The organism is Mesorhizobium australicum WSM2073, assembly GCF_000230995.2.
Lineage (GTDB): Bacteria > Pseudomonadota > Alphaproteobacteria > Rhizobiales > Rhizobiaceae > Mesorhizobium > Mesorhizobium australicum.
Map to the genome: position 1 here is coordinate 2,151,141 of NC_019973.1, position 13,404 is coordinate 2,164,544.

13 protein-coding genes and 1 tRNA gene are annotated in these 13,404 nt (G+C 63.3%); 11 read left to right on the plus strand and 3 right to left on the minus strand.

Features of this window, described 5'->3' with window-relative positions:
* Positions 1 to 49: 49 nt before the first annotated feature.
* The 8 genes from MESAU_RS10280 to fghA all read left to right on the plus strand — a co-directional run bounded on the left by MESAU_RS10280 (position 50) and on the right by fghA (position 8,679).
* Positions 50 to 1,078, plus strand: coding sequence for a putative B6 ABC transporter substrate-binding protein (locus tag MESAU_RS10280; RefSeq protein ID WP_015315984.1), 1,029 nt, complete (start codon positions 50 to 52; stop codon positions 1,076 to 1,078).
* A gap of 78 nt (positions 1,079 to 1,156) precedes the next feature.
* Positions 1,157 to 2,725 carry a putative B6 ABC transporter ATP-binding protein gene (locus MESAU_RS10285; RefSeq protein WP_015315985.1) on the plus strand — a complete coding sequence of 523 codons (1,569 nt, stop codon included), beginning with the start codon at positions 1,157 to 1,159 and terminating at the stop codon, positions 2,723 to 2,725.
* Positions 2,722 to 3,819, plus strand: a complete 1,098-nt coding sequence (locus MESAU_RS10290; RefSeq protein WP_015315986.1) for a putative B6 ABC transporter permease subunit 2 — start codon at positions 2,722 to 2,724, stop codon at positions 3,817 to 3,819. The genes MESAU_RS10285 and MESAU_RS10290 overlap by 4 nt, the downstream gene beginning before the upstream one ends.
* Positions 3,820 to 3,822: 3 nt before the next feature.
* Positions 3,823 to 4,758, plus strand: a complete 936-nt coding sequence (locus MESAU_RS10295) for a putative B6 ABC transporter permease subunit 1 (RefSeq protein WP_015315987.1) — start codon at positions 3,823 to 3,825, stop codon at positions 4,756 to 4,758.
* A gap of 48 nt (positions 4,759 to 4,806) precedes the next feature.
* Positions 4,807 to 5,613: a 4-pyridoxolactonase gene (pldA, locus tag MESAU_RS10300; protein ID WP_015315988.1), complete on the plus strand. Its 807-nt coding sequence runs from the start codon at positions 4,807 to 4,809 to the stop codon at positions 5,611 to 5,613.
* 26 nt (positions 5,614 to 5,639) lie between these two features.
* Positions 5,640 to 6,818 (plus strand): pyridoxamine--pyruvate transaminase, encoded by a 1,179-nt coding sequence (gene ppaT, locus MESAU_RS10305; protein WP_015315989.1) that lies wholly within the window; start codon positions 5,640 to 5,642, stop codon positions 6,816 to 6,818.
* 38 nt (positions 6,819 to 6,856) lie between these two features.
* The gene (gene pldH / locus MESAU_RS10310) at positions 6,857 to 7,603 is read left to right on the plus strand and encodes a pyridoxal 4-dehydrogenase, SDR-type (protein ID WP_015315990.1); all 747 of its coding nucleotides are present in this window, start codon (positions 6,857 to 6,859) and stop codon (positions 7,601 to 7,603) included.
* 239 nt (positions 7,604 to 7,842) lie between these two features.
* Positions 7,843 to 8,679 (plus strand): S-formylglutathione hydrolase, encoded by an 837-nt coding sequence (gene fghA, locus MESAU_RS10315; protein ID WP_015315991.1) that lies wholly within the window; start codon positions 7,843 to 7,845, stop codon positions 8,677 to 8,679.
* 270 nt (positions 8,680 to 8,949) lie between these two features.
* Here the strand turns inward: fghA and MESAU_RS10320 are convergent.
* Positions 8,950 to 9,026, minus strand: a tRNA-Met gene (locus MESAU_RS10320).
* 238 nt (positions 9,027 to 9,264) lie between these two features.
* Between MESAU_RS10320 and MESAU_RS10325 the strand changes: the two genes are divergently transcribed.
* Positions 9,265 to 10,230 carry a Gfo/Idh/MocA family protein gene (locus MESAU_RS10325; RefSeq protein WP_015315992.1) on the plus strand — a complete coding sequence of 322 codons (966 nt, stop codon included), beginning with the start codon at positions 9,265 to 9,267 and terminating at the stop codon, positions 10,228 to 10,230.
* A gap of 56 nt (positions 10,231 to 10,286) precedes the next feature.
* Here MESAU_RS10325 and mnmA read toward each other — a convergent pair whose 3' ends face one another.
* Entirely contained in the window at positions 10,287 to 11,477 is a 1,191-nt protein-coding gene (gene mnmA / locus MESAU_RS10330; RefSeq protein WP_041163680.1) for a tRNA 2-thiouridine(34) synthase MnmA, read from the minus strand.
* A 283-nt stretch (positions 11,478 to 11,760) separates the two neighbouring features.
* Here mnmA and sciP point away from each other — a divergent pair, with 283 nt between their 5' ends.
* Both sciP and MESAU_RS31645 read left to right on the plus strand, forming a co-directional pair.
* On the plus strand, positions 11,761 to 12,036 hold the full coding sequence (gene sciP, locus MESAU_RS10335; protein ID WP_006203587.1) for a CtrA inhibitor SciP: 276 nt from the start codon (positions 11,761 to 11,763) through the stop codon (positions 12,034 to 12,036).
* 166 nt (positions 12,037 to 12,202) lie between these two features.
* Positions 12,203 to 12,385, plus strand: a complete 183-nt coding sequence (locus tag MESAU_RS31645; protein WP_041163326.1) for a hypothetical protein — start codon at positions 12,203 to 12,205, stop codon at positions 12,383 to 12,385.
* 192 nt (positions 12,386 to 12,577) lie between these two features.
* Here the strand turns inward: MESAU_RS31645 and MESAU_RS10345 are convergent, their stop codons facing one another.
* Positions 12,578 to 12,955 carry a flagellar export protein FliJ gene (locus MESAU_RS10345; protein WP_015315994.1) on the minus strand — a complete coding sequence of 126 codons (378 nt, stop codon included), beginning with the start codon at positions 12,953 to 12,955 and terminating at the stop codon, positions 12,578 to 12,580.
* Positions 12,956 to 13,404 lie beyond the last annotated feature (449 nt).

Below are 13,404 nucleotides of genomic sequence, written 5' to 3' on the forward strand. Positions count from 1 at the left end.
GCGCAATAACAATAAAAATATTGATTGGAAATCAAACAGAGAGGGTAACATGTTAAAGATCCTGAAGGGTAGCGTAAGTGCATTAATACTGTCTGGTATCTTGACGGGCGGCGCGCTTGCCGGCGAAGTCAAGTCGATCGCCATCCTCACGCCTGAAGAAGGCACGGACTATGGCTGGAACCAGCAAGGCATCGACGCCGCCAAGGCAGCCGGCAAGGCAGCCGGCGTCGAGGTGGTCGTGGCGCAGGGCCTCGGCTATGGCGATGTCCGTCCGACGCTGCGCGAGCTCGCGTCCGACGGCGCCAGCCTGCTGATCGCGCATGCCAGCGGCTACAACACCTCGGCGCCCGAGATCGCCAAGGAATTGAAGGTTCCGGTAGCGATCGTCGATACGCCGAACGGGCTGAAGAAAGGCCTCGTCGCCGACTACACGCTGAGCGGCCACCAGGGCGCCTATCTGGCCGGCCGTCTCGCCGCCAAGATGTCGCGCTCGAAGTCGGTCGGCATCGTCGTCTCCGGTGAACCGCCATCGTGGAACTCGCAATCGGCGGCGTTCGCGCAAGGGGTGAAGGCGGAGAACCCGGACGTCAAGATCACTTATGCGGTGATCGGGCCGGCCGCCTACAGTGACGCTGCCGGCGGCAAGCGCGTCACCGAAAGCGTTATCGCCTCGGGCGCCGACATCATTTTCGGCCAGGGCAACGGCTCCAGCTTCGGCATGCTGCAGGCAGTCGAGACGACAAAGGCCGCCGATGGCGGCAAGGTCTATTTCATCGACGTCATCGGCGACAAGTCGCCAATCGACAAGGGCTTCCTGCTGTCGTCGGTGGTGTGGAACATCGAACCGGTCTACGCGGCGATGATCGCCGACCTGAAAGCCGACACGTTCGGTACCAAGCATTACTCGATCGGCCTCAAGGACGATTCCGTGCAGTTGCTGAAGACCGCCGCCATCCCCGGCAACGTCTGGAGCGAAATCCAGGCGCTGCGCGAGGACGTCATTTCCGGCAAGATCAAGGTCGAGCCGGTCTATGACGCCGCCGCCGTCAGGGCGCTGATGACAAGCGTCGCCCAGTAAGGCGACCAGAAGTCGGCTGCCGGAGGGGCGATCGGTTCGCCCCTCCGGATATTTCCCGTTTTCCAGTGCTGGGCTTTCATGAGCAGTCTTTCTTCATCGCCCGTCGACAGCCGCGACATCGTCGCGCTCGAAGGCGTGACCAAACGCTTTCCCGGCATCGTCGCCAACGACAGCGTCGACCTGTCGATCCATCCTGGCGAGGTGCATGTACTGCTCGGCGAGAACGGCGCGGGAAAATCCACCTTGATCGGCATGCTGTCGGGCCTGCAGCAGCCGGACGAGGGGCGCATACTTGTCGACGGCAAGCCGACGCCGATCACGTCGCCGCGCCATGCGCTGGCGCTTGGCATCGGAACGGTGTTCCAACACATGATGCTGGTGCCCACCCTGACAGTCGCCGAGAACCTGCTTCTTGGCGGGCCCTGGTGGCAGCGTCCGAGGACCGAAGAGCTTGCGGCCCGCGTGGCCGAGATCACTGGCAGCCTCGGCATCACAGTAAAACTGCATGCCAAGGTTTCGGAACTCTCGCTCGGTGAGCAGCAGCAAGTCGAAATCCTGCGCGCCATGGTGCGCAACAGCCGGGTGCTGATCCTCGACGAATCCACCTCGATGCTGACGCCGAAGGGCATCGAGGAACTTGGCGCGCTGATGCGGCGCCTCGTCGAACAGGGATTGGCGATCGTCTTCATCACCCACAAGCTCAAGGAGGCGGCCGCCTTCGGCGACCGCATCTCGGTTCTCAAGCTCGGCCGCAAGGTGGGCGAGATCCCGCCCGAGCGGTTTCGCGCACTCGGCGAGCAGGAGATTATTTCCGAGATCGTGGAGTTGATGTTCGGCAAGCAGAAGGACGATCCCGAAGCGGTCGAACGTCCGGCCCGCGCGGTCGATGCCAGTGCCGCGCCTCTGCTTCAGGTCGCGGATCTGACGGTCGCGCCGACCGACAATGCACCCGGCCTGTCGTCGATCTCCTTCGACATCCGCCCGGGCGAGATACTCGGCATCGCTGGTATCGATGGCAACGGCCAGAAACAGCTGGCGGAGGCCTTGGCCGGTCAACGGGCGGCGACCAGCGGCTCGGTTCGGCTGGAGGGCACCGCCATCGAGGCGCTGAGCGTCGGCGAACGCCGCCACCGCGGTCTTCGCTACCTGACCGACGACCGGCTGGGCGAGGGCACCGTCGGCACGTTCCCTGTCTCCATCAACTTCTTCCTCAAGCAGGTCGGGGCGGCGCCCTTCTGGCGCAGCGGCGTCGAGCAGCGCGCCGAGATCGACAGGCGTGCCGCCGAGCTCGTGCGCGAATACGATGTGCGCACGCCAAGCCTGAAGACACCGGTGGCGCGGCTTTCCGGCGGCAACATCCAGAAGGTGCTGCTGGCGCGGGAACTGGCCGAAGGCGCCAAGGTGGTGATCTTCAACAAGCCGACCTACGGGCTCGATCTCGCCAACACGCTGGCCTCGCGCCAGCGCATCCGCGACACGGCGGCACGCGGCCTCGCCGTACTCTTGATCTCCACCGACCTCGAGGAACTGCTCAGCATGTGCGACCGCATCGCCGTCATCGCCAATGGCGTGCTGGTCGGCACCGTGGCGAATGCCGACGACGCCCGCACCAGGGTCGGTCGCCTGATGATCGGACTTGCCGCATGAGCATCGACACCGCACCCGCCGCCGGCGCCACCGCACTCGATGCCACGAGCGCAGCCGCCACGCGGCGCGACATAGTGCACCGGCTGCTGATGACGCTTGGGCCGATCCTTGCCGCCCTCGTCATCGCCGGCTGCATTCTGCTTGCCGTCGGCGTCGACCCGCTCGCTTACTATGGCTACGTGCTGGAGAAGGGCCTCTTCTCGCCGCTCGGCATCCAGCAGACGCTGACGCGCATGGCGCCACTGCTGTTCCTCGCCGCCGGCCTGATCGTTGCCTTTCGCGCCGGCATGTGGAACCTCGGCGGCGACGGCCAGTTCCTGCTCGGAGCCGTCACGGCGGCGGCCAGCGCTCCCGTGCTGGTGCAGGTCATGCCAGCCTGGCTGGCGTTGTTCTGCGCGTTCCTGATTGCCATGCTGGTGGCCATGATCTGGTCGCTGGTGCCGGCGCTGCTGCGCGCCTATCAGGGTGTCAACGAGATCATCACCACGCTGATGATGACGTTCCTCGGCACGTCGCTCGCCAATGTGCTGGTCAAGCTGGTGTTTCGCGATCCCGGCACGACCGTGCCGCAGACCCGCACGCTGCCGGTGGAAGACCGGCTGCCGCGCCTGTTCGAAACCACCATCACCAGTGGCCTGCTGCTCGGCCTGGCGGTAATCATCATCGTGCATCTGGTGATGACGCGTACGGCATTCGGGCTGAAACTGAGGATCGTCGGCGCCAATCCGCGCGCCGCGGTTCATGCGGGGCTGGGCGTGCCCGGCCTGACGATTGCCGTCTTTGCCATTTCCGCCGGGCTCGCCGGCCTTGCCGGCGCTGTCGACATCATCGGCGTGCAAGGCAATGTTCGCGCCGACTGGAATCCAGCCTATGGGCTGGCGGTCATTCCGGCCGTGTTTCTCGCCCGCATGAACGGCTTTGCCGCGATCGGCTTCGTGTTCCTGCTCTCCGTATTGTCGATCGGCGGCGAGAGCGCGGCGCGGCGGCTTGGCGTGCCCAATCACTTCACGCTGGTGCTGGTCTCCATCGTGCTGATCGTGCTCGCCTTGGCCGAATATGTCGACCACCGTTATCATCAGTCGAGAAAGGCGTAGGGCATGACCGGGCTCTTCAGCGAAGTCTTTCTCAGCGCATTGCTGTTTGGCGCCGTCACCGCCGCCATTCCGCTGCTGCTTGCCGGGCTCGGCGAGCAGATGTCGGAAAAGGCCGGCGTGCTCAACATCGGCATCGAGGGCATGATGCTGGCCGGCGCCTATCTCGGCTTCGTCGGCGCGTTCTATTCGGGATCGCTGTGGCTGGGCTTCCTCACCGGCGCTGCCGGCGGCATCGCGGTGGCGCTGATCATGGCGCTGCTTTGCGTGCGCATTGGGCTGAACCAGATCGTCATCGGCATCGCGCTTACGCTTGGCCTCGAAGGCCTGACCGCGCTGCTCCATCATTTCCAGTTCTCGCGCAGCTATCCTCGCCTGCCGGCGGCGGACGCAACCGTCATTCCGCTGCTGTCCGACATTCCGGTGATTGGCCCGGCCTTCTTCAGGCATCATTTGATCGTCTATCTAGCGGTCGCCCTGGTGTTCGCCATGAGCTACCTCTACCGCCGCACGCAGCTCGGTCTCAATCTGCAGGCAGCGGGCGACAAGCCGGCCGCGCTCGATGTCGCCGGCATCGACGTCATCAGGACCCGCACCATCGCGGTGCTGACGACCGGCGCGCTGGCGGGGCTTGGCGGCGCTTATCTCGCCAATGTCGGAGCGGGCCTGTTCATTCCGTTCATCACCAATGGCGCCGGCTTTCTCGGCATCGTGCTGGCGATGCTGGCGCGGGGACGGCCGATCTGGGTGCTGTTTGGCGCTCTTCTGTTCGGCGTGTGCCTGTCGCTGACGACGGCCATGCAGGTGGCGGGCATCAACATACCGACCGATGTCATCCAGATGCTGCCGTTCCTGGCGGTGATGATCATGCTGGTGCTGTTCGGGCGGCGGGCCAGCCTGCCGGCGGCACTGGGCATTCCATACGAGCGCGGGGCGCGCTGAGAAAAACCAGACGCGCGGATGGAACCCGCGCCGGAAAAGGAGGCAACAATGTCGGATACCAAGGTCTACCTGCTTGACGGCGGCTCACTTGTCCTCGACGGCTATCATGTGTTCTGGAACCGTGGCCCAGGCGGCGAAGTGCGCTTCCCCGTCTATTCGATCCTGATCGAGCATGCCGAGGGCCGCTTCCTCATAGATACCGGCTATGACTACGACCACGTCATGAAGGTGCTGCCCTTCGAGAAGCCGATCCAGGAAAAGCACCAGACCATTCCCGGCGCGCTGGCGCTGCTCGGGCTGGAGCCGAAGGATATCGACGTGGTCGTCAACTCGCACTTCCATTTCGACCATTGCGGCGGCAACAAGTACTTTCCGCATGCCAAGAAGATCTGCCACCGTTCGGAGGTGCCGCAGGCCTGCAATCCGCAGCCCTTCGAACATCTCGGTTATTCGGACCTGAGCTTCTCGGCGGAAGCGGCGGAGGCACGTGGCGCGACCGCGCAACTGCTGGCAGGCACAACACGGGCCAACTCGACTTTCGAGGGCATCGAAGGTGACATCGAACTGGCAAAAGGCGTGAAACTGATCTCCACCCCCGGCCACTCGATCGGCCATTACAGCCTTCTGGTCGAGTTTCCCAAGCGCAAGCCGATCATGTTCACGATCGACGCCGCCTACACGCAGAAGAGCCTGGAAACGCTTTGCCAGGCCGCCTTCCATATCGACCCGGTCGCGGGCGTCAATTCGATGCGCAGGGTGAAGAAACTTGCCGAGGATCACGGCGCCGAGCTGATGTACTCGCACGACATGGACAACTTCAAGACCTACAAAACCGGCACACAGTTCTACGGCTGATCGCCGCCAATCCGGAGACCAAGACCATGCGCTATCCCGATCACGCGGATCCGGTCCTCACGCTGACGGCGGGGCCAGTCAATGCCTATGCCGAGGTGCTGCGGGGCCTCGGCCGCACGGTGCTCTACGACTATGACCCGGCCTTCCAGCTCTTCTACGAGAAGGTCGTCGACAAGGTTCAAAAAGCGATGCGGCTTTCCAACAAGCCAGTCATCCTGCACGGAGAGCCGGTGCTGGGTCTCGAGGCGGCGGCGGCGTCGCTGATCACATCGGACGACGTCGTGCTCAACCTTGCCTCGGGCGTCTACGGCAAGGGGTTCGGCTATTGGGCGAAGCGCTATTCACCGCATCTCCTCGAAATCGAAGTGCCCTACAATGAGGCGATCGACCCGCAGGCGGTTGCCGCCATGCTGAAGGCGCATCCGGAAATCACTGTCGTCTCCGTCTGCCATCACGACACGCCGTCGGGCACGATCAACCCGATCGATGCCATCGGCGCGCTGGTGTCGGCGCATGGCGGTTACCTGATCGTCGATGCCGTCTCGTCTTTCGGTGGCATGAAGACGCATCCGGACGACTGCAAGGCCGACATCTATGTGACCGGCCCGGGCAAATGTCTTGGCGCGCCGCCAGCGCTGACGATCATGGGGGTCAGCGACCGCGCCTGGGCCAAGATGAAGGCCAACAAGGCGGCGCCCCGCGCCTCGATGCTGAGCATCGTCGACTGGGAGAACGCCTGGTCGCGCGACAAGCCATTCCCCTTCACGCCCTCGGTGGCCGAAGTGAACGGCTTGGATGTGGCGCTCGATCTCTATCTCAACGAGGGGCCAGAAGCGGTTTGGGCGCGCCATGCACTGACGGCCAAGGCCATGCGGGCAGGCGTCGTCGCCATGGGCCTGTCGATCTGGGCCGCCAGCGATGCAATCGCCTCGCCGAGCACCACGGCCGTTCGCACACCCGACGGTGTCGACGAGAAAGCACTTCGCCAGGCAGCGCGCACCCGCTACGGCGTGGTGTTTTCGTCGGGTCGCGGCGAAACTTTGGGGAAGCTTACACGCATCGGCCATATGGGCCCGACGGCACAGCCGATCTATGCGATCGCGGCGCTGACGGCGCTTGGCGGCGCCATGAACGCGGCTGGCCAGAAGCTTGCGGTCGGCAAGGGCATCGACGCGGCGCTGGCGGTGATCGACGCCGACGCCTGAACAGACATCAACAGACCACGCATCGAGGGAGTAATTTCATGACGGAACGGCTTGCGGGAAAGACGGCGCTGGTGACGGGGGCGGCACAAGGCATCGGCAAGGCGATCGTGGTGCGGCTGGCGGCCGACGGCGCGACCGTCATCGTCAGCGACATCAATGCCGAGGGCGCCAAGGCCGCGGCCGCCGAAATCGGCGGCAAGGCGAAGGCGATTGCAGCCGATATTGCCGATCCGGCTTCGGTGAAAGCGCTGTTTGGCGAGATACAGGCACTCACCGGCGGCGTCGACATCCTGGTCAACAATGCCAGCATCGTGCCGTTCGTCGCCTGGGACGACGTCGACCTCGACCATTGGCGCAAGATCATCGACGTCAACCTGACAGGGACCTTCATCGTCACCCGCGCGGCGACCGACCAGATGCGGGCGGCGGGCAAGGCCGGACGCGTGATCAGCATCGCCTCCAACACCTTCTTTGCCGGCACGCCGAACATGGCGGCCTATGTCGCGGCCAAGGGCGGCGTCATTGGCTTCACCCGGGCGCTGGCCACCGAGCTTGGCAAGTACAACATCACGGCCAATGCGGTGACGCCCGGCCTGATCGAGAGCGATGGCGTCAAGGCAAGCCCGCACAACGAGGCGTTCGGCTTCGTCGAGATGCTCCAGGCGATGAAGGGCAAGGGCCAGCCCGAACATATCGCCGATGTCGTGTCGTTCCTGGCCAGCGAGGACGCCCGCTGGATCACCGGCCAGACGCTGAATGTCGACGCCGGGATGATCAGGCACTAAGGGCAATCGTCAAGTCCGGCGCCCTGCCGGCCCGATCGCCGGCCATCGAAACGTCTGGCTTTTCGCTGGCCTCCAGCCTCCCGGCTAGGTCAGCGTGTTCGCAAAGCCTGGCGTCTACCGGCGGCATTATCGGGGTGCACCTCGATAACGCCGCCGGGACTTATTAGCGGCTCGCGGTTGCGAGCGATGCATCCGGCCGCTATGCCGGGCCGGGATTTCTTGACGAGAAGGCAGAGCTGATGAAAGTCGTTTCCACGTCCAAGTCGCATGGCGGCGTGCAAGGTGTTTATTCACACGCTTCCGAAGCCTGCGCCTGCGACATGACCTTTGCCGTCTTCGTGCCGCCGCAGGCCAAGGATGGGCCACTGCCGGTGCTCTGGTATCTGTCGGGCCTCACCTGCACTCATGCCAATGTCATGGACAAGGGCGAATACCGGCGTCTGGCGGCCGAGCTCGGCCTGATCGTGGTCTGCCCCGACACAAGCCCACGCGGCGAGGGTGTGGCCGACGAAAAGGATAATTGGCAGTTCGGCTCGGGCGCCGGCTTCTATCTCGACGCGACGCAGCAGCCCTTCGCCAGGAACTACCGGATGCACTCCTATATCGTCGACGAGCTGCCGGCCCTGATCGCCAGCCAGTTCCCCGCCGATATGGAGCGCCAGTCGATTTTTGGCCACTCCATGGGCGGGCATGGCGCGCTGACCATCGCGCTGAAGAACTCCGAGCACTTCAGAAGTTGCTCGGCGTTCGCACCGATCGTTCAGCCGATGACGGCAGACTGGTCGCGGCCGGCTCTGGAAAAATATCTCGGCAAGGACGAGAAATCCTGGCGCGCCTACGACGCAACAGCGCTGATCGAAGACGGGCACCGCTTCGGCGAATTCCTGGTCGATCAGGGCACCGCCGATGGCTTCCTCAAGGACGGCCTGCGGCCATGGCTTCTCGAAGATGCCTGCAAGAAGTCCGGCATCGCGCTCACCTTGCGCATGCAGGAAGGCTACGATCATTCCTATAATTTCATCTCGACCTTCATGGACGACCATTTGAAGTGGCATGCCGCGCGCCTGGCCAAGTAGGAGCACGCCAGGGGCTACTCACTCCGTGAGGATCGGGTTCGGGTCCGGCAAGGCCATCCCATAGGCGGTGTCGGCCGCGCCTTCGGCTATGTCACTGGCGCAGGATCCGCAGGGCAAGAGCCTGAGCACGCTGATGCTGACGCGGCGGCGCGGAAATCGGCCGCGAACTCGATCGTTACGCGCTCAAACGGGTATGGCTGCGTGGATAGCAAACCGAGCCAAGGTTCTCGGGCGCCGGAGCCCGTTAGTATCTGAAATTATTCTAGAAATTGGTAGCGGGAGAGGGACTTGAACCCCCGACCCCAGGATTATGATTCCCGTGCTCTAACCAACTGAGCTACCCCGCCAGGGCGGCGACAGGCCCGAAATCCGCCTTAAATCGAAAGGCATTTCGAGGCGTTCGCCAAGGTCGCGCGGATATAAGGTTGGGAGGGCGAGCCTGTCAAGCTTCGATGCATTCGATATCAGGGCTATTCTCGATGGGGAAAAGCTTTGCCGCACGAACAGCTGGTTGGTGCCGCCGGGGTTGAGTTCGACGGGGCACGTCGCTATGTCTCGGCCACGAGTTTTTAGAGTTTGAAACAGATGAAGCCGCGCATTGCAGTCCTCGGTTGCGGATACTGGGGCTCCAACCACATCCGCACCCTCAAGGCGCTCGGCGCATTGCACGCGGTTTCCGACACCAATCGGGCTCGCGCCGAAGGTTTCGCCAGCGAACAGGACTGCCTGGCGATCGAGCCGGACCAACTGTTCGTCCGCGATGACATCGACGCCATCATCATGGCCTTGCCGCCGCAGTTCCATGCCGATCTTGCCGTGCGCGCCGTCGAGAACGGCAAGGACGTGCTGGTGGAAAAACCGATCGCGCTGACGGTGGCCGATGCCGAACGCTCGGTGCAGGCGGCCAAGGACAATAGCCGCGTGTTCATGGTCGGCCATGTCCTGCGTTTCCATCCCGCCTTCGAGACGTTGAAAGGGCTGATCGACAAGGGCGAGCTCGGCGAGGTCCGCTACATCCATTCGCACCGGCTGGGGCTTGGCAAGTTCCATACCGAGAACGATGCGCTATGGGACCTGGCGCCGCACGATCTGTCGATGATCCTGGCCATCACCGGCACCGAGCCGATCGAGGTGCGCGGCGAGGGAGCGGCACTCCTCGACAATCTCAGCGATTTCGCGCATCTGCACATGCGCTTTCCCAACGGACTGCGCAGCCATCTTTTCACATCGCGGCTCAACCCCTATCGCGAGCGGCGGCTGACCGTGGTCGGAACCAAGGCGATGGCGGTGTTCGACGATGTCGAGCCATGGGAGCGCAAGCTTGCGGTCTACCGCCACGCCGTGTGGCAGGACAGCGGCCAGTGGGCATTCACCACCAATGAGCCGTCCTATGTCGCGGTTGCCCAGGGCATGCCGCTGACGCGCGAACTGGAGCACTTCATCCACTGCATCGAAACGCGCGCCGAACCACGCACCAGCGGCGAGGAAGCGATCAGGGTGCTGCGCATCCTGACGGCCGGCACCGTCACCCACACCAAATCCACGGCCTGAAGGAAGGCTACGTCGTACTGGTACGTCGCACTCCTGGTACGATGGCCAGGGGAGAGCTACTCGGCGGGAACTTGCGCCGGCTTCGCGGCCAGCCGGCTCAGCATCGCTTCGGCTTCGGCGCCGCGCTCGGAGCGCACGATGAAGCCGCCGCCGAAGACACGGGCCTCGTTGCCGTCGTCGGAATAGAGCACGCAGGCCTGTCCAGGCGCGATGCCGGATTCACCGTCGGCCAGTTCGACCGAGGCCACACCTGCCTCGTGACGCAGCACGGCCGGCCGTGGCGGCCTGGTCGAGCGCACCTTGGCGAACAGCTCGATGCCGCCGGCGGGCACATCGGCGAGGCCTCCGTCTCCCAGCCAGTTCATGTTGCGCAGATAGATCTTGTGCGTCTCCAACGCCTCGCGCGGGCCGACCACGACACGGGCGCGCTCGGCGTCGAGATGGACGACATAGAGCGGCTCGCCGGACGCGATGCCGATGCCACGGCGCTGGCCGATCGTGTAGCGCAGAATGCCCTCGTGGCGACCGAGCACGCGGCCGTCGATATGAACGATGTCGCCTGGGTTGGCGGCAGTCGGCTTCAGCTTGGCGATGATGTCGGAATATTTGCCTTGCGGCACGAAGCAGATGTCCTGGCTGTCCTGCTTGGCGGCCACCGTCAGCCCCATCTCCTCGGCGATGGCGCGAACCTGGGGCTTCGACAGGCCGCCGAGCGGAAAGCGCAGGTAGTCGATCTGCGCCTGCGTGGTGGCGAACAGGAAATAGCTCTGGTCGCGGTCGGCATCGACCGGCCGGTAAAGCGCCCGGTGGGCGCCATTGGCGCCGGAGCGGATGTAGTGGCCGGTGGCCAGCGCGTCGGCGCCGAGATCCTTGGCCGTGGCCAGGAGATCGGCGAACTTGACCGTTTGGTTGCAGGAAACGCAAGGAATGGGGGTTTCGCCGGCGACGTAGCTCTCGGCGAACGGATCGATGACCGCCTTGCGGAACCGCTCCTCGTAATCGAGCACATAATGGGGAATACCCAGCGTCTCGGAAACGCGACGGGCATCGTCGATGTCCTGGCCGGCGCAGCATGAGCCGGCCCGATGCGTTGCCGCACCATGATCATAGAGCTGCAAGGTGACGCCGACGACATCGTAGCCCTCGCGCTTCAACAAGCCGGCGACCACTGATGAATCGACGCCGCCCGACATGGCGACGACGACGCGGGTCTCTTCGGGACGTGTGGGAAGGTCGAGACTGTTCATGGTGCTTTCATTTCGCGGCAGCTCAATGCCAATGTCGAGAATATAGGTCAAGCTTTCATGCGGCGCCAGCTTGCAGGACGACCCCGGCGTGGCGGACACTGCGAACGGGCACATTTCTCCCGGCTAAAACGGGGCTTCCGGCCGCATATTTCAAATGCCCGCTAAAAGACTAACGCGGCGTTCACGATCCTTACCTAGTCATTAGGGTCTGCTTAGGCAATTTTTAAAGCTGTGGCGGTAACGTGGCGGGGATTGGGTCTTTGAGTTTTTTGTAGAGAGTACGATGACCGATCTGGTTAGACCTAGAGTCAAATATGTTATCGGGCCTGACGGCAGCCCTCTCACGATTGCCGATCTGCCGCCGACGAACACGCGTCGCTGGGTTATCCGGCGCAAGGCGGAGGTGGTTGCAGCAGTGCGCGGCGGGCTTTTGAGCCTTGAAGAGGCATGCCAGCGCTACAAGCTGACCACGGAGGAATTCCTGTCCTGGCAAGCGTCGATCGACGAATATGGCCTTGCCGGGCTGCGCACCACGCGTATCCAGCAATACCGGCACTAGGCCGGTCTCACCACAAGCAAAGGGCGCGGCATGCCGCGCCCTTTGCTTTCAGTGTCGCCGCTCAGACCGTCAGCGCTACCTTGCCGATCGGCTTGGTTGCGAGAAAGGCGTCGGCGGCTCCCGCCTGGTCGAGTGGAAAAGTCCTGGCGACAGGGACGGCAGGCTTTTGCGCGTCGATCAACCCGGCAAGCCCTCGCGGTCGGGCACCACCGACATGCGCTCGACCCTGATATCGCGCGAACTGGCGTCGGCGCGCTGCGCAAAGGCTGGCTGCGCAATGGCGCGCTTGCCACGCGTCGAACATGAACTGACCGAACTCGGCCATAACCTGGCCGGACTGCTTGCCTAGATCAGATCACGGGCGGAGCAGCTGCGCCTGATATTAGGGATGCCCGGGCGAGGGCCAGCGCCAGAAAGGAGGATTGGGCGGCGTAGGTCTTGCGTGCCAGCACCGCTTCCGCGGCGGCTTGCTGTTGCCGGTTCGAGCTGTCGCCTGGCAGGGCGCGCGCTTGTACGCCAAATAGCGCCGATGTCGGCCGACTCAGCCGATCATGGCGCTGCGGCCGCCAGTTTCGGTCTCGCGAACCTTGGTATCGCGCGATTCCAGCATCTCAGCCTTGGAAAGCTCCGCTTCAGCTTCGCCGAGTAATGATTCGGCGGCGCTTCGCTGCTGGGCGAGGTCGCCTTGCGAGTTCCTGAGATTGTCGCGGCGCAGGCGCGCCGCCTTGGCGAAGGTCGGATAGGCGAAATGATTGATATCTGTGATGCCGGCTTTCTTTTCCTCGGCGGTGATCTGAAGCTCCAATTCGACGGCCATGCGCTCGAACTCGGCGATCATCGTGTCGAGCTGCAGCAGCTGGCGCCGCTTCTCATTCACCTGAAATTGCTTCAGCCGAACGAGGTTTTCACGTGACTTCATGATTCGGTACTCCCGGAAACGCACACCCGCACATATCGTCCAAACCACCTGGAAAGGTCCAAGCGCTGCCCGTATCCACCGGCTTTCCCCGCACTATGGGAAACAAAACCCTAAAGTTTTTTGCCGACGGTAACCATTCGTTTACGGGCATTGTTAATCATACGGGTCAGGGCTTAAGGCCGGGTAAAAATTCCGGCCGCCGAAGCGAAGCCGCGTCGATGAGTCCCTGGAGTCACTTAGTCCGGGTTATTAATGTGCTGCATTAGGAATTTTGGTCTGTGATTCGTTATTAGATTCAAGAGGGTGTAGAAAGGGGTTAAAAAATCTGATACCGTATTGGACGGGAAATTAGGTTTTGTTAACCATTCGATGGCAGCCTCTGCACAAGGCAACCACTGCTCCGGGACAGGACGGGTCGTGAAATGGTCCGGCGGCAGAAAAGGGGAATG